The organism is Candidatus Ulvibacter alkanivorans, assembly GCF_003333325.1.
In the GTDB taxonomy this organism is placed as follows: Bacteria; Bacteroidota; Bacteroidia; order Flavobacteriales; family Flavobacteriaceae; genus Ulvibacter_A; species Ulvibacter_A alkanivorans.
The window spans coordinates 17,102-36,257 of sequence record NZ_QOLC01000107.1 but is presented as its reverse complement, the minus strand read 5'-3'; the positions used below and the strand labels follow the sequence as shown (position 1 = coordinate 36,257).

The 19,156-nt window shown below is 40.8% G+C and carries 12 protein-coding genes and 1 tRNA gene; 8 read left to right on the top strand and 5 right to left on the bottom strand.

What is annotated here, in order from left to right; all coding sequences use genetic code 11:
• Positions 1-28: 28 nt before the first annotated feature.
• Both DWA30_RS12635 and DWA30_RS12630 read right to left on the bottom strand, forming a co-directional pair.
• On the bottom strand, positions 29-3,052 hold the full coding sequence (locus DWA30_RS12635; RefSeq protein ID WP_114492898.1) for an aminotransferase class III-fold pyridoxal phosphate-dependent enzyme: 3,024 nt from the start codon (positions 3,050-3,052) through the stop codon (positions 29-31).
• 98 nt (positions 3,053-3,150) lie between these two features.
• Complete coding sequence (locus tag DWA30_RS12630) at positions 3,151-4,251, bottom strand: DUF4407 domain-containing protein (RefSeq protein ID WP_114492897.1); 1,101 nt, start codon at positions 4,249-4,251, stop codon at positions 3,151-3,153.
• 256 nt (positions 4,252-4,507) lie between these two features.
• On the opposite strand from DWA30_RS12630, the gene DWA30_RS12625 reads away from it, so the two are divergent.
• Entirely contained in the window at positions 4,508-5,362 is an 855-nt protein-coding gene (locus tag DWA30_RS12625) for a phage tail-like protein (protein WP_136073204.1), read from the top strand.
• A 64-nt stretch (positions 5,363-5,426) separates the two neighbouring features.
• Here the strand turns inward: DWA30_RS12625 and DWA30_RS13540 are convergent, their stop codons facing one another.
• Entirely contained in the window at positions 5,427-6,854 is a 1,428-nt protein-coding gene (locus tag DWA30_RS13540) for a M56 family metallopeptidase (protein WP_114492895.1), read from the bottom strand.
• A gap of 2 nt (positions 6,855-6,856) precedes the next feature.
• Positions 6,857-7,222, bottom strand: a complete 366-nt coding sequence (locus DWA30_RS12615; RefSeq protein WP_114492894.1) for a BlaI/MecI/CopY family transcriptional regulator — start codon at positions 7,220-7,222, stop codon at positions 6,857-6,859.
• Between the two features lie 142 nt (positions 7,223-7,364).
• Between DWA30_RS12615 and DWA30_RS12610 the strand changes: the two genes are divergently transcribed.
• The gene (locus DWA30_RS12610) at positions 7,365-7,940 is read left to right on the top strand and encodes a PhnA domain-containing protein (protein WP_114492893.1); all 576 of its coding nucleotides are present in this window, start codon (positions 7,365-7,367) and stop codon (positions 7,938-7,940) included.
• A gap of 96 nt (positions 7,941-8,036) precedes the next feature.
• Positions 8,037-8,810 (top strand): DUF1206 domain-containing protein, encoded by a 774-nt coding sequence (locus tag DWA30_RS12605; protein WP_114492892.1) that lies wholly within the window; start codon positions 8,037-8,039, stop codon positions 8,808-8,810.
• 132 nt (positions 8,811-8,942) lie between these two features.
• Here DWA30_RS12605 and DWA30_RS12600 read toward each other — a convergent pair whose 3' ends face one another.
• The gene (locus tag DWA30_RS12600; RefSeq protein WP_114492891.1) at positions 8,943-10,337 is read right to left on the bottom strand and encodes a dipeptidase; all 1,395 of its coding nucleotides are present in this window, start codon (positions 10,335-10,337) and stop codon (positions 8,943-8,945) included.
• 293 nt (positions 10,338-10,630) lie between these two features.
• Here DWA30_RS12600 and DWA30_RS12595 point away from each other — a divergent pair.
• The 5 genes from DWA30_RS12595 to DWA30_RS12575 all read left to right on the top strand — a co-directional run bounded on the left by DWA30_RS12595 (position 10,631) and on the right by DWA30_RS12575 (position 19,155).
• Positions 10,631-10,712: transfer RNA gene (locus tag DWA30_RS12595), tRNA-Leu, on the top strand.
• Positions 10,713-11,105: 393 nt separating this feature from the next.
• Complete coding sequence (locus DWA30_RS12590; RefSeq protein WP_114492890.1) at positions 11,106-12,893, top strand: ParB/RepB/Spo0J family partition protein; 1,788 nt, start codon at positions 11,106-11,108, stop codon at positions 12,891-12,893.
• Positions 12,894-13,155: 262 nt separating this feature from the next.
• Positions 13,156-13,992, top strand: coding sequence for a DUF932 domain-containing protein (locus tag DWA30_RS12585; RefSeq protein WP_114492889.1), 837 nt, complete (start codon positions 13,156-13,158; stop codon positions 13,990-13,992).
• Positions 13,993-14,239: 247 nt separating this feature from the next.
• Complete coding sequence (locus DWA30_RS12580) at positions 14,240-14,632, top strand: hypothetical protein (protein ID WP_245933916.1); 393 nt, start codon at positions 14,240-14,242, stop codon at positions 14,630-14,632.
• Between the two features lie 119 nt (positions 14,633-14,751).
• Entirely contained in the window at positions 14,752-19,155 is a 4,404-nt protein-coding gene (locus tag DWA30_RS12575) for a CusA/CzcA family heavy metal efflux RND transporter (RefSeq protein WP_114492887.1), read from the top strand.
• The last annotated feature ends 1 nt before the right edge of the window (position 19,156 follow it).

Below are 19,156 nucleotides of genomic sequence, written 5' to 3'. Positions count from 1 at the left end.
ATGCCAAATAGAAGTGATTTTTTCATAATTAATAGTGTTTCATAAAATCTTCCTCTAAGACCGTATTCATTCTAAAGATAAGTTCTTTTGCGTTCTCTTCACTAAAAATCATAGGAGGTTTAATTTTTAGAACATTATAATCAGGTCCGTCTGTGCTCATCAGGATTCCCAGTTCTCGCATTCTGTCAGCTAAATATGAGGCGTGGTCGGCCAACGGTTGCTTAGTCGCGTTGGTAAGTTCAATTCCTAAGAACAAACCTTCACCCCTCACGTCACCAATAATTGGAAACTCTGCCTGAAGCGACTGTAATTCTTTTTTTAAGTAAGCACCAATTCTTAAAGCATTTTGCTGTAATTTTTCTGTTTCAATCACCTCCAAGACCGTGCGTCCAATTGCACAAGACACAGGATTTCCTCCAAACGTATTAAAAAATTCCATGCCGGTGTTAAAGGCTTCAGCAACTTCCTTCGTACAGGCTACTATTGCTAAGGGATGCCCGTTTCCGGCAGGCTTGCCCATGGTCACTATATCGGGGAGCACATCGTATAGCTCAAAGGCCCAAAAAGTCTTGCCTACTCGGCCAAATCCGGTTTGTACTTCATCGGCAATGCACAGCCCGCCAGCCTCTCGAACATGTTGGTACACTTCTTTAAAGTAATTCTTAGGAGGCGTAATTTGGCCACCGCAACTAATAAGGGTTTCGCCTATAAAGGCCGCCACACCTCGGTTTTTCTTATTGAGGTTCTCAATGATCGTTTTTGTATGAGCGGCGTAGTCACTCCCGCAGTTTGAATTGGATGCATATATGCCTCTAAACGGGTCGGGGAGGGGTAATATATGTGTTGTGTTTGGTTTACCGGCACCCCCTTTTCCATCAAACTTATATGAGCTCACCTCCATAACGGCATTGGTGTTTCCGTGATATCCAACTTCGATGGCGATCGTATCGCTTTGCCCGGTTACCGTTTTTGCCATGCGCAAGGCCAATTCGTTGGCTTCACTACCCGAGTTTACAAAATGAAGCACGCAAAGTTCAGGAGGTAATTTTTTTAGTAAAGCATTAGAATATGCCACCAATTCTTGGTGCAAGTAACGCGTATTGGTATTTAGAACGGCCATTTGTGCTTGGCCGGCAGCCACGACAGCAGGATGTTGATGTCCAACATGATTAACATTATTCACGGTATCGAGGTATTTCCTTCCTTCAATATCAAGTAGATGCACGCCTTGACCGCGAACAATATGAAGGGGTTTACTGTACGATACGCTAAGGCCTTTGCCAAGGTGTCTCTCTCTAAAATCGAGAAGTTCTTTTTCGGTTTTAGTTGCTTCGGAAGGCGTAAGCGATTCTTTGAACATTCGATTCGGATCGGGACAAATACTGCTCCAAACAGGAATTTCCGAAGGCAATGCCACACCATTAAAATTTTCATTGTTATCTAATAGATCCAAGATGATCTGAAAATGCAAATGTGGTGCCCAATTCCCATTCTCATGCGGAGCTCCAATATAACCGATACAAGTTCCTGCCGAAATTTGTTGCCCTGCTTTCAGAAGCGATAAAGATGATAAGGTTAAATGCCCGTAGAGTGTGTAAAAGAGGAAATCCTCGGCTTGATGTTCTAGGATCACCATTGGACCATAATCTTTATCGTAATCGTTATGATGCACGATCTTTACTTTTCCATCATACGGACTATGCACGGGTGTTTCGGCCGGCACCCAAAAATCGGTACCTAAGTGCACGGTTCGGTATTGGGGTCCATTGTTGCCCTCACTTTTGAAAGCAGCAGTGGTATAAAAAGGCCTAATCTCCAAATAACCATTAGCCAATAGCGTGTTTGGTATTTTTTTCTGAAACTGTGCAAGCTTGTAAGCCGCTATCTCCGGATCACTGTATTCTCCCAGATTTCCTAAAATAGTGCTGCCAACACTCATGTCGAGGAGGTGGGTGGTTTCAATAGGAATTGTTGGAAATAGTACGTTCAAGCTTATTTGATTGGTATCTGCCCAGGCTAAGAATCTTTCTTCATTAGGATGCGCGCTCAATCCACACGCCTCCCGAAAACAGTAATATGCGAAATGCTCGTTCACCTCACACCATTTTTTTAAAAGTTCCCACGCAGGTTGCTCACTAATCGTCCAATAGCGGTTAGTTGGATCTTCGGCCTTACGCAATGCAGCTTTAGTGACAGTTGTAACAAGTCGCATACCTACCAGTGTATAAAGGCATTGCAATTCTTCTTCGGAAATGGAATATTCTTTATGGTATCCGCGAATTACATCCACTGCGGCTGCGAGCGGGTCGGGGAGTTCCATGATCGCATATGCCAATACAATTGCGAGATCGTTAATGGTTTGCGAATACACTGTATCACCAAAATCGATGATACCGGTTACCTCGGGATCTTTTAGATGAGTTGAAACTACAATGTTGTTATCGTTTACATCATTGTGAATAACACTTTTAGGTAACTTGTTATAGATACCTTTTAATGTATCAAACTTGTTCTGAAAATAGGTTATTAGCTCCTTCTTTGTACCGGTAAAAAGCGCAATATGATCCTTTGTCCAAGAGGCATCGGCCAAATTCCAGTCGAACTTGCGATTGGCGGCCGGATGTGAAAAACCGATTAAATTTTTGGTAATTGACCCTGCCGATACACCCAGACTGTTTCGTAAAGTTGATTTCTTGGGAGTTACCGTAGCCCACAGTCTTCCCGCTACCCAATTAAAAACCGTGACAAGTCGGTGATCGCCATTATCTAATTTTACGGTGGTTATAGGGTCTCCTACCGAATTGTGAACAACGGTCGGTACCGTAATTGCGATGTCTTTTTCTGAAAGGTATTTCAGGATCTCGAGTTGTAGATCGATGATCGCTTCAGAAGCATCTGCGTGCCAAATTTTTAGAAGATAAGACGCATCATGTGCAGTAACTAGCTTAAAATTAGCATCGCAATCGCCCGGTAATACGGAAGCTTCCGAAGTAATCCCGTAAAAATGCGCAGCTATTTCTGAAGCGTTTATTGTCGCAATTTGTTGAATCATTTAAGTATACCTTATACCAACAATATTACTTAAAAAATCATCGTGATTCATGAATTTTTAGCGGCTTCGCTATTCCGTTTATAAGAAGATGTATATAGTTATAAAACACGTTGTTGTTTTTTATAGAAAGCATCTGCTTGTAATTGCATGAGTTCTCGTGCTTTTTTGCGCTTGTAGTCATACAGTTCTTGTTCTTCGGCGATATCGGCGTACACTCGGTTATTGATGTCTCTGTCGGTAGTAACCAGTTCGTCTCGTTGCGCCTGTTGTTGTACCACCCATGATTTGAGTGCGCCTTCTTGTTCTTCTAATTTTAGGTCGTAAGCACCTTTAGGAGACAATAATTTAGCGATAATAGGGGAGGTCTCTATCGCGAGGAACAATAAGAAAATAAAGAAGGAAGGGATCCAAGGAAGTTTACCTAGTGCGTTTACACGCGCCATTAATCCGTCGAACCCGTCGATTACCGGTTGGGTGGTTGCTACTTTGTTTTGATATTCGGTATCAAGCACAGCGATTTGAGCTTCTGCGGCCTCTATTTTTTCGGCATTTGCAGTACGTAACTCTTGTAAGGCAGCAAGTTCGGCGTCGTGTTTTTCACGTTTTTCTTTGTATACCGGTCCTTTGCCAATTAGTTCAGTGCCTTTTCGGCCTTCGGCTTCGGCAATATAGGTTTCGTAAAGTGCATTCACTTCGTTCTCCTTAGTCGAGACTTCTTGCTTAAGGTTTTCAATTTGTGCATTAAGTGCTTCTACACTTGGAGTGTATTGCATCGCGAGTTGATCTTTATTCGCTAAGGTGAGGTCATTTTTTTCTTCCAATAAAACCTGATCGATCTCTTTTTCGAAAATTTTAAGTTCGAGTGGTTTTGAGATTACAATGGCAATAATGATCGCTAACAGGATTCGTGGTGAGGCTTGGATCAACTCATCGAAAAAACTATCGCGTTTCTTGATGGTAGAAACAATGAATCGGTCGAGATTAAAAATAAGGAGTCCCCAAATTATTCCGAAGAAAACCGCAGTAAATATAGTGTCGAATACGGTATAGAGGGCATAAGACCCTGCGATCGCAGCCATAACTGCTGTAAAGAACACCGTGGCGCCTATCCCGGCATACTTGGTACGTTCCCCGGCCGAACATTCGTCCAATATATCGACATCGGCCCCGGAGCAGAAAATAAAAAATCGTTGTAGCATAATTAGTTGGTTTTTTAATTGATGAATTCTTACAACGTTAAAACCACCTCGAATGTTGCGTATACGGGTATGATAATAGTGCTACTGAAGTTTTTTAAGTGCTGAAGGATAATAGTTTATGTGATAGGTGACACCTTGTTTTTGTATGGATTCAAAAGTTTAGTGCGCTACGCAGGTGCTACAACTTCTTTTAAAAATTACTTGTAATTCTTAAAATTTTGTTAAGATGTGTTATCTTGCGCAAAAAATTTTTGCAATGAATTCTAGAAATGTCTTAGTGCTAGTTTTGCTAGCATGTATTACTACACTGGGTAATGCCCAGGTTGGAATTGGAACAACAACCTTAGTAGATGGAGCATCTTTACAAATTGAAGGTGACGACGCCGGAGTTTTGATCAACCGCGTGGCCTTAACGGGTGCTGATGATACTGCGACTATTGCCTCAATAGGAGCATCCCAAGAAGGTTTGTTGGTTTATAACACGAGTACAACCAGTAATGCAGACCCGGAAAACGATGTAAAACCCGGTTTCTATGTATGGGATGGAAGTCGGTGGGTGAGTACCAAGGAGACCGGAAGAAGAAAACGTGGCTGGGTGGCCTTAACCGATGCAAATTCTAGTTTTACCCTTCCCTTTGTAAATTCTCCGGATTTGAACACTTTTTCTAACTTTACGAATATCGATCTCGATTTTGAGGACGACCCATCCGATTCTTTTATTAGTTCGTATGCACCGGACGGTTATACAGCATCCGATTTTTATGACAGTACTAATGGTGTTTTAACGCCAATTGAAATTGGGGATGTAATATTGGTTCGATTGCAGTTTGAAGCAGTTCCGAATAACAACAATGGTGTAATCGAGTTACAAATTGATATCGACAGCAACCCCGGAAACCCCGGTATTATTATTTATCAGAAGTCAATACCATTGCTTAGAGGGAACGGATATAGTACACGGGTAAGTGAAACCATTCTACTTTATCAATTAGGTACCTTCGATCTTAATGGAGGTAAGATTAGGATGGCGTATACACGAGCGAACAATACTTCGGGTTCAAATTGTGTGGTTTCTAATTTTAATTTGGTAGTAAGTAGAATTGTTCGTTAACATTTACGTGCAATTGGAACAAATAAAAGCCCCTAACAAGTTGTTAGGGGCTTTTTATGATCAGTTATTTTTTGTTGTTAGACGAAATTTTAACGATATGGGTGCCATTGTTAGAATTGGTTGAGATATTTATATTCTGGTCTTTCTTCACTATAGCTATCGCTTCGTCACTGGTGATCTGTTTGTTATTATAGTAAAACACGGCTCCATCTTTAGCCATTTCGATGATATGATCTAATGGTACCGGTGGCGGCGGAGGTGGAGGAGGGCTCATTACCTCATTCGGCTCCGGCGCAGGAGGTGGAGGAGGTGGAGGTGGTGGAATATTGCTTCGTTCGCCTTTTTTTACTTTGGGTGCATCGGGAGCGGGTGGTGGCGGTGGAAATGCAGGAAAGGGTTCTGCGTTCTCCCGTTGTGCAACGGTCATTATACCATACAAATATGATATTCTTGTAAATTCCTTACCGTTCACTCGCATGCGCTCTGTAGAAATTGCGTTGTATTTTTTGGCCAGTTTATTGTATTCAGCCACTTGTTGCGGGGTCGCTTTTTCTTGATGGGTTTTCGACTTTTCATCTATACGCGCAGCGTTTTGGATCATTTTTTGGGTTGCTACTGGTTCTTCTGTAACTCGCACGACTGTTTCTTTGTTGCTAAAGCCAACCATGAGTATTGTCAATACCGGTAATAATAGCAGCATTTTGAGCCATCCGGCTCTCTTTGATGTGTGTGTTCTCATAACTGTAAATCGTTTTTTGATGAATGAATAATTGATTGAATTCGCCAATATTGGCGCTGACTGTTTGGACGAAAATTTTAATAGGGTATGTTGGTAGGTCACCGTATCGATGCCATGGTTCAATACGTCCTTATCTGCTAAAAATTCGTGATTAAGTTTCATAGTATGCTTAAGCAGATATACGACCGGATTAAACCAAAAGATTATTTGAATTAGTTCCATAAAGAGTATATCGATACTGTGTCTTTGACGCGCATGTGCTTGTTCGTGTAGGATCACTTCGGAAGGGATCTCTTGCAATTCATATTCTTGCTTATTCATGAAAATATAGTTGAAAAACGTATGTGGAGCGATGCACTCCCGAATAAGCACCAGAAGAAATCCGTTGGAAGGAACTTTTATGTTTTTTCTAATTCGCGTATAGAGCTTTGAAAGGTTACGTATAAATCGAATTCCGAAAAAAGCTACACCCAATCCGTAAATAGTCCATACTACAAACCATAAAGAAGTTATGCCGGTTGCTTCGGGCAACGGCTGTGTCGTAGTCATAGATGCGGTCAGTTCATTTGTAGAGGCCGTGTGTGCGGTGACGTAGGAAGTAAATGTTATAGCGGGTATAAGTAATGCGGCTATTAGACTTCCCAACAAATAGAATCTTTTTGTGTAATGCAGGCTGGTTGCTTCTAAAAACGCCTTATAAAAAAGGTAGAAGATCAATAAACAAGCGGTCGATTTTAAAAGATATATCTCCATGCTTATTTCTTTTTAATTTGTTGATCTATGATGTTCTTAAGGTCTTCCAATTCGGCTTTAGAAAGATTTGCTTCTTGTGTAAAGAACGACGCAAATTGGGTGGCACTGTCGTTAAAAAAATCTTTGATGAGACCATTAACGTGTTTCGCGAAATAATCTTTTTTATTTACTAAGGGATAGTATTCTCGAGCTCGACCTTGTTGTGTATAATGCACATATCCTTTGTCCTGCATCCGTTTTAATAAAGTGGCCACTGTCGTACTTGCCGGTTTTGGTTCGGGATAAGCGTCTATCAGCTCTTTCATAACAGCACGCTTTTGTTTCCATAAAAATTGCATGAGTTGTTCTTCGGAATTTGATAGCGACATAGCGTGTGATTTTAGTTTTGTTCTACAAACATAGAATAAAAATTTGTATTCTACAAGTGTAGAGGAAATAAATGTACAAGTGGATCTCTATAAGACTGATTCCGGCCTTATAATAATAGACTATCTTTGAAAAAAATTAACGATGTCCATAGAACGAGATGTAACCAAACGAGCAGAGAATCGTTGTGAACTTTGCAAAAGTGAAGAACCATTAGCATTGTACGAAGTGCCAAATTCCCCAACTGAAGGAGTAGAGGCAACCTTGCTCGTATGTCAAAGGTGTTCTTCACAATTTGATTCGGAAGAAAGAGACATCAACCATTGGCGATGTTTGAATGACAGCATGTGGAGTACAGTTCCTGCCGTTCAAGTGATGGCTTGGCGTATGTTACACCGAATAAAAGCGGCGGGTTGGCCACAGGATTTGCTGGATATGATCTATATGGACGAGGAGTTATTGCGGTGGGCAGCGGCGGCAGGCGATGCTCAAGACACCAGCAATACTATTGTTCATCGCGATGTAAACGGGGCTATATTGGAAGCCGGAGATAGTGTAGTACTTATTAAAGACTTAAAGGTTAAGGGAAGCAGTATGGTAGCCAAGCAAGGCACCGCAGTACGTCGTATTTCTTTAGATCAGGACAATGAAAAGTATATTGAAGGAAAAGTTGATGGTCAACAAATCGTACTTGTTACCGACTACGTTAAAAAAATGTAACGATAGGGTTCTTTCTTATTAAAACAGCCTTGAAAAAATGATAAGGTTTTGTGAAGTAGTATTTATTCTTTACTACTATTTCGTATTTTGTTTGCTATGAGCAAAAAACGAGAAAAATGGGCCCGATTCGGAATGTTTTCTAAGGGCTTCGTCTACGCCATAATTGGCGCACTAACGGCATTGGCCGCTTTTAACTTAGGTGGTTCGAGGTCGGGTAATAACTCGGTTTTAGAATTTTTAGCCGATCAACCGTTTGGTAAGGTCTTATTGGCAGCCATGGCGGTTGGACTTTTTGGATATACTTTTTATCGACTGTACCAATCGTTTTATGGTGATGAAGAAGCTTGGTCTGAAGGCAAAGGATTTGTAAAACGAAGTGCTTATATAATAAGTGCTATTTTCTACGCACTACTTGGTGTTGCTGCTATTCGTGTTATCTGGAAAGGTTCCTTGGGTTCGGGTGGTGAGTCTATTGTTCAAATACTAATGTCTAAATCGTATGGTCCCTATCTTCTTGGAGTCGTTGCACTTGGCTTGCTAGGCAAGGGTGTGTTCCAGTTCTATAAAGCCATTTCCGGAAAATTTAGAGAAAACGTTCAAGAAAGTGGTTTGAAGTCGACCGAGAAAAAGCTGTTGATCCGAGCAGGCTATGTTGGTTTTATTGCACGCGGAATCATATCATCCTTACTGGCATACTTGTTATTTAAAGTATGTTTAGGAAGTAGGAATAATGTGGATGGTAAGACAGCTGCTTTCGATTTTTTACAAAACAATTTTGGAGCTGCCATAATGGGCATCGTCGCCTTAGGACTTTTGGCCTACGGTGTTTTTATGTTCCTGCATGCCAAACATGCCACGCTAAAAATGTAGTTTTTATTATGGGTTAGCGATTGCAGCGGCATCCTTTTATTGATGCACTAATTGCGAAGCTTTAATTGTTAGCTCCAACCAATAAAAGATACAGCGTAAAGCGTGACCTGCCGTAGGCGGGGAACCCCCAACTTATTTTCCTTCTTTTATGGCCGTAAATTCATGATAGAATTGTGGGATGGTTTCTATGCCTTTTAGGTAGTTCCATATGCCAAAGTGTTCGTTGGGCGAGTGAATGGCGTCGCTGTCGAGACCAAAGCCCATTAGGATCGTTTTGCTTTTCAATTCTTTTTCGAACAGGGAGACGATCGGGATACTTCCGCCACTTCGTTGTGGAATGGGTGTTTTCCCAAATGTAGTTTTGTAGGCTTTCTCGGCGGCCCGATATCCGTCACTATCGATAGGGGTTACATACGCCTGTCCGCCGTGATGTGGTTTTACGGTTACGCGTACGCCGTTAGGAGCGCTATTTTCGAAATGCGTTTTAAACAGTTGGGTGATCTTTTCCCAATTTTGATCCGGTACCAGACGCATACTGATCTTCGCATAGGCTTTGCTTGGGATCACTGTTTTGGCGCCTTCACCTGTGTACCCACCCCATATACCATTGACGTCTAAGGTAGGTCGTATGGAATTTCGTTCGTTGGTGGTATAACCGGCTTCTCCATAAACATCGTCAATGTCCAATGCTTTTTTATACGCTTCTTTATTAAAGGGTGCTTCGGCCATTTTCGAGCGTTCTTCTTCGGAAAGTTCCTCCACATCATCATAAAATCCGGGAATAGTAATGTGTTTATTTTCATCGTGTAAAGAGGCGATCATTTTTGTTAGAACATTGATTGGATTGGCGACCGCTCCACCGTAGAGTCCGCTATGCAGATCGCGATTGGGGCCGGTAACTTCCACCTCGACATAACTAAGTCCACGTAATCCCGTAGTGATAGAAGGCACATCGTTAGCGATCATACCGGTATCGCTAATAAGAATGACATCGTTGGCCAGTTTTTCGCGATTGCGACTTACAAACCAGCCCAGGCTTTCGCTTCCAACCTCTTCTTCACCTTCGATCATGAATTTTACGTTACACGGCAGTTGATTGGTGGCTGTCATATACTCTAATGCCTTAACGTGCATGTACATTTGTCCTTTGTCGTCACAGCTTCCTCTTGCGAATATGGCGCCCTCGGGATGGAGTTCGGTTTTTTTGATCACCGGATCGAATGGCGGGTTGTGCCAAAGGTCTAAGGGATCGGGTGGTTGCACATCGTAATGACCGTACACTAAGATGGTAGGCAGTTTTGGGTCGATGGTTCTTTCTCCGTAGACGATTGGATAGCCCGGGGTTTCACAAATTTCGACAGTATCACATCCTGCTTTGGCTAGTTGATCTCTAACGGCTTCTGCAGTGGCGATCACGTCCTTTTTATAGGCAGAATCGGCGCTGATGCTCGGTATTTTTAACAGATCGATTAGTTCGTTAATAAAGCGTTGTTTGTGTTCTTCTATATAGGGTTTTGCACTTTTCATTGGTTGTGTTATGTATTTTCACGAAGGTACAAAAAGTGATATTTTTAAAAGAAAGATTGCTTGTAAATAAAAATTGTTGATTATATTTGCCTCCCGTTGTAAAAATGGGACCAAGCGGGCGTGGTGGAATTGGTAGACCTCCCTACGCTAATGCTTCGGAAGGCAGGCACGCTAGACATTTGTTCTGGTGCCTTAAAAGGAACATAGGTTTACAAACATGCGGGCGTGGTGGAATTGGTAGACACGCTAGACTTAGGATTTAACCTAAGAAAAAGTGTTAAAATATTTAAAATGCGGATGTGGTGGAACTGGTAGACACGTCAGACTTAGGATCTGATGCCGCGAGGTGTGCAGGTTCGATTCCTGTCATCCGCACAAAAGCCGAAGAGAAATCTTCGGCTTTTTCATTTTAAAAAAAGGGATTTTCTTCACGATTTTTGACCTTGGGTACAACATAGGTACAACATTTTACCTTTTTTCAGAACTGAATTGGCTTTAGTACTATATCCATTCATTTGATAACAAATCCTATTTTCTGTATTGAGGATTAATAAATTTTAGGTTATCTCAACCTCTGTTCTTCGTTTGAGGGGTTTATTATCATACAATATACACGCAAGGTAAACTCGTAAAATACTTCCATCAAAAGACTACGGCATAAAGCCAACGCTTCTTCCACTACTCATTTATTCCGTTTCCTTTTGAGCCAAGATTTTATCTTCCGTTTGGTTTCTGCTCAAATATTGTTTAATCAAAAATTTGAGTATTATGACAACAAAAGCGAGTACCACAAAGAAGCGCAGTAGAGCGAAATCTACTGCCAAGAAAGAAGTAAATGGAAATAAATCCAAAGCACTTCAAATTCAGAACTTACCATTGGGTAAAATCAAGCCTGACCTTGAACAGCCCAGAAAAACTTTTAATGATGATGCCTTGCAGCAGCTTTCTGAGAGTATCGAAAAGCACGGTGTGTTGCAGCCAATCACGGTAAGGCAACTAAATGGCCATTATATCATCGTGATGGGCGAACGCCGATATCGTGCGAGCAAGCTTGCAGGAAAAAAGACCGTACCCTGTATCGTAAGAACTTATGAGAATAATGATGTTCTGGAAGTTCAAATCATCGAGAACCTGCAAAGACAGGATGTTGAACCGACCGAAGAAGCCGATGCGATTGCTTACCTAAGTGAGAAATATTCACCTACCGAAATTGCGAAGCGATTGGGTAGAACGGATAACTTCATCAGACAGCGTTTGAAACTGGCCGGATTAATTGATGGTTTCAAGCATTTTGTACGCAATGGCGAAATGACCATTTCCTTGGGCGTAGGCGTGGCACTTTTTGAACCGGAAGAGCAACAGATGATGTTGGAAACGATGGGCGAGGATTTTAATGCACATCAGATAAACAGGATGATTAAAGACCAGACATACTATTTGGAAAAAGCATCTTTTGATGTAGCCGATAAAAAATTGGTCCCAAAAGCTGGGTCTTGTGTTGAATGTCCTTTCAATGCCGCAAATCAAGGCAATCTGTTCGGCGAAGGAAAGATGGTCTGTACGAAAGCAGCCTGTTTTGAAACGAAGAAAAGCAAATCGCTCTTGAACCTGATTGAAAAATCCAAGAAAGAGAATATCCTTCTAATTCCTGAAATACGACAATACTGGGCAGATGACGAAAACAATCAGCTCATTATATCGCAATTGGAAAAAAACGGATTGAAAGTCTATTTACTGGACGATGTTGAAATTATAGAGAATCCGATTGAGCCAACAATCGAGGGCATTAAGATAGAATATCAACATTACGAATATTCTGAAGATGAATTAAAGGCAGAATTGGATGAAGCAATGCAGAATCACAATGAAGCCTTGGAAGAATACAATTCAGCGAAAGAAAATGGATTCGTCAATGGCATTTTGTTCCATCCTGAAACTTATAGAAATAAAGAGGTTTTTGTAAAGATTATTGAAAAATCGAAAGAAAAATCAACAGGTTATTCGGCACCATTGGCCAACAGGAAAATGGCAGACTGTACGCCTGAAGAACAAATCGTAAAAATCAACGAAAGGGAAATCCGTAAGAAGCAAATTGAGAACAACAAGCAGTTTGAAGATGTTGTGCAGATGATTCGTGAGACCAAATACATCGATACGAAGAAAACACTTTCAACAGATGAAATAGTGGCATTCTCGATATCGCTATTTGAAAATAATGTGGACTTTATGAGCCAACAGAAGTATTTCTCAAAGTTCTTGGGCGACACTTCAAAGATGACCAAAGTTGAATTGGTCGAGAATTTTAAGAAGAAGTTCAAAAAGGAAATCTTCCACAAGTTGATAAGGTATATGCTCACAAAGCAAGTGCATTTTGGCGAAAGCAATCACGTCAATAATCTGACGAACATTTCATTCTACAACGCAATACAGGGATTTTACAAATCCAAGATTGCCGGCATTGAAAAAGAATATGCCGAGAAGAGAGACAAGCGTGAAGCACGTTTGAAAGAGCGCATCACGGTTCTTGAAAAGCAAATTCAGGAACTCAACGATTAGCTTTTGTTGTTTGAAGAAGGGTCAGCATTCGTGCTGGCTCTTTTTCTTTTTTATGACAGTACAATCAAAAGTAGGTTCACAAGGAAGGGGTTATCAATCAATAGTTAGCGCAAAGGTAAACTCGTAAAATACACCCATCAAAAGACTACGGCATAAAGCCATTCCTTATGCCATCGCTAATTTATTCCGTTTCCTTTTGAGCTGAGATTTTAGCTTCCGTTTGGGTACTGCTCAAATATTGTTTAACTAAAATTCAAAAGCTATGTATTTACAAAATTTACAACAGGATGAAATCTTTGTTCCATCAGAAATGAAATCCTTAAAAAGTCTGACACAGATGGAATCCCGAAGAGGGCTTGAAAATGCCATTATCTCAAATGGCAAAATTGTCAACGTGGTATCGAACAGCTATGGCCACATTCCGAACCAACTGTTCTTCAAGAAAGCTGAAGAAATGCTGACCGATGCACAGCTGAACTTCCACAAACGCACCATCAACAAAAATGATAGGTCGTTCATTACCGACTTTATCATCGACGACAAAAGCCAGTTTACGGTCAAAAATGATAAAGATTTGATACTGCCGATGCTTCGGTTCAAAAATTCCTATGACGGTAGTGAAAAGACCTCTGGTCACTTTGGATTTTATAGAGAAGTGTGTTCAAATGGTCTGCACGTTTCTCAAGCAGAAATCGAGTTTTCCATAAAGCACAGTAAGAACAATACGCACTTAATTATGCCGAGGTTGAACAATCTTTTCGATAAATTTCTGGACAACGAATTCTACACCATTACCAAGAAATTCGACAAGATGAAGGAATTTAAAATCATCGACACACAAGAATTTGTGAAAGCGATTCTTGACAGAACGAAATTGTTCAGATATGAATGTAGCGACAAGAATAGCGACCCTTCAAAAAAGTCTCGTGAGGTCATAGAAATCTTGAACTACGAAGCCTTGCTACTGAATGAAGAACCAAATCTGTGGTTAGGTTACAATGCATTCAATTCAGTACTTCATAACGTTTTGAAGAAAAGCTTCGGCCAACAAGAACGGTTAGATAAAAAGCTGTTTGATGAAGTCTATGCTATGGCATAAAGTTAATATAGGTTTGTCCAGTACCTCAAACTGGATTTAATGCCTTACAAGCAATCAACCTCATTTAATTTAAGGATACTTCTACTATGATATGAGCTAAATAGAAATGTATCACAATATCGTCATCTTATTTAAATTATTACAACTACATTTTCAAGTTTGAGTTCATTACACATTCATATCAAAGTGTTGGCATTCTTCTTTGCACAACCTGTGCATCGATTAATTTGTATCTTTGTAAAACTTTATGAAAATATTCTTTTCTATATCAATGTCTATTTTACTCTTTTTTCAAGGAATCAGCGTAGATATGGACTTATGTGGACCAATTAAAGAAATTTCAAACTTAATTTCCCATTATCAAGACCATAAAGTTTATGGCGACTCTTTCTTTGAATATATAGTAGAAGATTACATCGCAAACGATGCAAAAAGCGAAGGGCATCATAATAATTCAGATAAGGATAACGTACCTGTCCATTCTCATCATCAATGTTGTCATCCTGTAGTTTTTATAGCAAACACCGCAACACCTCTTATCAATCGATTTAAGTTTGAAGATAAAGAGCAGTTTAATTTATATACAGTCAACTTCAATTCCAGATATCTGGAATCTCTTTTTCAACCCCCTCAAGTATAATTCAGTTTTTTTTAAGGATAGCTATATCCTAACGTGATGCTTCTCAAGATAGGCATTGCTATATAAATGCGTTGCACCTATTCGCAACGTAAGTTTTAAACTGAATTAATACATTTTCTATGATTAACAAAATCATTTCATTTTCCATTAATAATAAATTTATTATTGGCTTATTTATAGTGACATTGGTTGGTACCGGCATTTGGTCTATGGCCACTATAAACTTGGGTTCTGTACCCGACATAACAAACAATCAAGTACAGGTAATAACAGTAGCCCCAAACTTGGGGACCGAAGATATAGAGCAATTTGTTACCTATCCCGTAGAATTGGCAATGGCCAATCTTCCTGACGTTATCGAACTGCGTTCAGTATCCCGTTTTGGGCTGTCCGTAGTTACAATTGTCTTTAAGGATGAGGCAGGCACTTATCTTCCCCGGCAATTGGTACAAGAGAAATTAACCGAAGTTGCTGGAGAAATCCCCGAAGGCTTCGGCACGCCATTTATGGCACCCATAACAACAGGTCTGGGCGAAATCTACCAATACACCTTAAAATTAAAAGAGGGCTACGAAGATAAATACGATGCTATGGAGCTTCGTACCATTCAGGATTGGATTGTAAAACGTCAAATGGCATTAGTACCTGGAGTCGTTGAGGTAAATGCTTTTGGTGGTTATGTAAAGCAGTATGAAGTTGCCATAAACCCTAATAAGCTGAAAAGTTTCGGTATTACAATGAATCAGGTCTTTGAAGCCCTTAAAGCAAACAATGCCAATACTGGTGGTGCTTATATTGAAAAAAACCACCAAGCAAATTTCATTCGTGGAGAAGGTTTGGCACGAAGTATCGAGGATTTGGAAAACACAGTTGTGACGACTCAAAATGGAAGTCCTGTTTTAATCCGGGATGTCGCCGAAAAAGTAGGCTTTGGTAATCAGGTGCGTTATGGTGCGTTTACCCAAGATGGACACGAAACTGTTGGTGGACAAATTTTAATGCTGAAAGGCGAAAGCCCAGGCAACGTAGTCGAAAATGTGGAGAAGCGCATTGTAGAAATACAAAAATCCCTACCCGAAGGCGTTTACATAGATACATTTTTAAGCCGAAGTGAATTGATAGGAAGAACCACAAGCACCGTTGAAAAAAACCTCATAGAAGGTTCCCTCATTGTGATTTTTGTTTTGGTCTTGCTTTTGGGAAGTTTCCGTGGCGGATTAATTACAGCTTCGGTTATTCCATTATCATTGCTCTTCGCATTTATTTTGATGAAACAATTCGGTGTATGGGCAAACTTAATGTCATTGGGTGCAATCGACTTTGGAATCATCGTAGATGGTGCAGTAATCATTGTAGAAGGAATGGTGTTTCACATTCATCAACGGATGAAAAAATCAACAAAGGTCATTGAGCAGGCTGAAATGGACGAAATTGCTTATGAATCTGCCAGTACGATGATGAATTCGGCGTTTTTCGGACAACTTATTATCCTTATTGTATTTACACCAATTCTATTTTTGACGGGTGTAGAAGGAAAAATGTTCCGTCCAATGGCATTTACTTTTGGATTTGCCGTTTTAGGAGCAATTATCCTTTGTCTTACTTACGTCCCAATGATTTCTGCAATGTTCCTTAAACCTACTAAAAATCAGAATAGTTGGTTTGCAAAATTTGAAAACAAGATAGATAGGTTCAGTGATAAAATAATGGCGGGCCTAAATCGAGCTTACCTTCCTTTGCTCAATTTCGCACTGCGCTTTCGAGCTGGTGTCGTGATTGGCGCAGTTGCTCTATTACTAATTGCAGGGTTTATTTTCAGCAATATGGGTGGCGAATTCATACCTAAATTTGATGAGGGCGATATTGCGTTTCAGGCTTTGATAAAACCGGGGAGCAGTCTTACCGAATCCATTGAGGCTTCAAAAAAACTTCAAAATTTAATCAATGAATTTCCGGAAGTAAAAACGGTAGTTTCAAGGATTGGTGTTGCTGAAATACCAACAGACCCAATGCCAATGGACATTGCCGATAGTTACATTATTCTTGAAAAAGATAAGAGCAAATGGACTTCTGCAGATAGTAAGGAAGAACTCATAGAAAAAATCCAAGAAAAAATTTCAGTAGTTCCCGGCGTAAATTTCGTGTTTACCCAACCCGTGGAACTTCGTTTTAATGAATTGCTTACAGGTGTCCGTGAGGACGTAGCAATCAAACTGTACGGAGAAGATTTGGGCGTGTTGGCAGACAAGGTACAGGAAATCGCAGCAGTCATCAGAACGGTTCCTGGAGCTGCTGACCTTAATGTCGAGGCTACAAGTGGTTTGCCACAAATGACAGTGGTGTATAACCGCGCAAAAATGGCACAATACGGTGTAACCGTTGACAAGCTGAACGATTATGTGAGTGCGTCATTTGCTGGAGAACAGGCAAGTGTCATTTTTGAGGGCGAAAAACGGTTCGATGTGGTCATTCGTTTGGCAAAGGAATTTAGACAGGACATCAACAGCCTTAAAAATCTTTATATCGATTTGCCAAACGGAGCGCAAGTGCCTTTAAAGGAAGTGGCAGATATCAGCTATAAGCCCGGGCCAATGCAGATTTCAAGGGACAATACCTCTCGTCGTATTTCGGTAGGGGTCAATGTTCGTGGGCGCGATGTAAAATCGATGGTCGAGGAAATTCAGCAAAAATTGGAAACGGACGTGAAATTGCCACCTGGTTATTTTGTAACCTATGGAGGTTCGTTCGAAAACCTTCAACGAGCTTCAGACCGATTAATGATTGTAGTGCCTATTGCACTTTTCCTAATATTCATATTGCTCTATTTTGCCTTGAGTTCGTTCTCGCAGTCCTTAATGATTTATATGGCAGTGCCATTGGCGGCCATTGGTGGCGTGTTTGCACTTTGGATAAGGGGAATGCCATTTAGTATTTCTGCGGGAGTAGGTTTTATTGTGCTCTTTGGAGTTGCGGTTTTAAACGGATTGGTACTGATAAACAAATTCAATGAACTAAAAGAAAGTGGAATGACAGACTTAAAAAAACGAATATACGAGGCAACCCACGAGCGTTTACGCCCAATTTTACTGACGGCTACCGCAGCCATTATGGGCTTTATACCAATGGCGGTTTCTACCTCTGGTGGTGCGGAAGTACAACGTCCTTTGGCGACAGTAGTAATCGGTGGACTTATAACGGCTACCTTCTTGACACTGGTCATTGTTCCTGTCCTGTATTATTGGCTGGAATCACGAAAAGAAAAGAAAAATAATGGTGGTGACGCAAGTTACGTCAAGAAAAGTGCAACCGTGGTTGTGGTATTATTGAGTTTAGGAGGTTTCTTATCCCCAACTTCCGCAAGTGCACAGGACGGCCAGATGAGCCAAGTGCTCACTTTGCAAGAAGCCATCGCTCTGGCCAAGGAAAATTATCCTTCCCTTAAAGAGAGCCAAGCCTTTATTGAACGTGAACAGGCGATGAAGGGTACCAGCTTCGATTTGGGAAATACACAGGTATTTACAGGAAAGGAAGAGTTTGGCAATGACCTTCCCGGTGTACAAACTACCATAGGTGTACAGCAAGGAAATATTGATTTACTTTCAGGTTTTTCAAAATCCAAGTTCTATAAGGCACGTGTTAAACTGGGCGAAACGTTCTACGCTGTCAACGAGCAGCAATTGATTCGCAATGTGATGCAGGCTTATGACCGCATCAATTACAACAAGGCGCAATTGCGTTTTGCGGAACAGTTGGACAGTGTTTATGCTAACTTTAGGACCGCTGCAGAATTGCGTTACGATACAGGAGAAACGGGCAAATTGGAATTTATTGCTGCCTCTTCCGAATATCAGCAGATTCAGGTTTTACGACAGCAAGCCTATGATGACATTGAAATTGCAAAAAGGGCATTGAAGCAGTATTTGGGCATTGACCAAGAAATAGAAACGGTTGGTCAGCTCTATGAACCGATGGATTTTTTGGCCAATTTGGATTCGGCTTCCGCAGCCAATAATCCTTTGCTTCAATATGCTATGCAAAATGCGGAAGTAAGCAAAGCCAATATCGGTGTAGAAAAAGCACAGTTCCTACCCAAGTTCAACTTCACCTACGGCAGGCAGATTGTGGATGATGTGTCGGGTTTCAACACCTATCAGGCTGGTATTAGCATACCGCTTTGGTTCTTTCCGCAGAAATCAAGGGTAAAGGCCGCTAAAGCAGATGCATTGGTCGCCGAGAATCAATATCTCGAACAAAAGGCAATGACCGAAAGTAGAGTGTCACAGCTCATAAAATCGCTGGAAAAGACCCAAAAAACACTTAACTATTATCAGGAAGGTGCATTGCTTTTGGCCGAGGAACAAATTACTACGGCGGAACTGGCTTCTAAGGAAGGTGAAATTGATTATGTGAACTATATCACGATACTCAACAGCGCCATCAGGATAAAACAAAATCATATACAGTTTATAAATCAATATAACCAGCAGTTCATTGAGTTGCAATACCAACTGGGTAACCTATAAT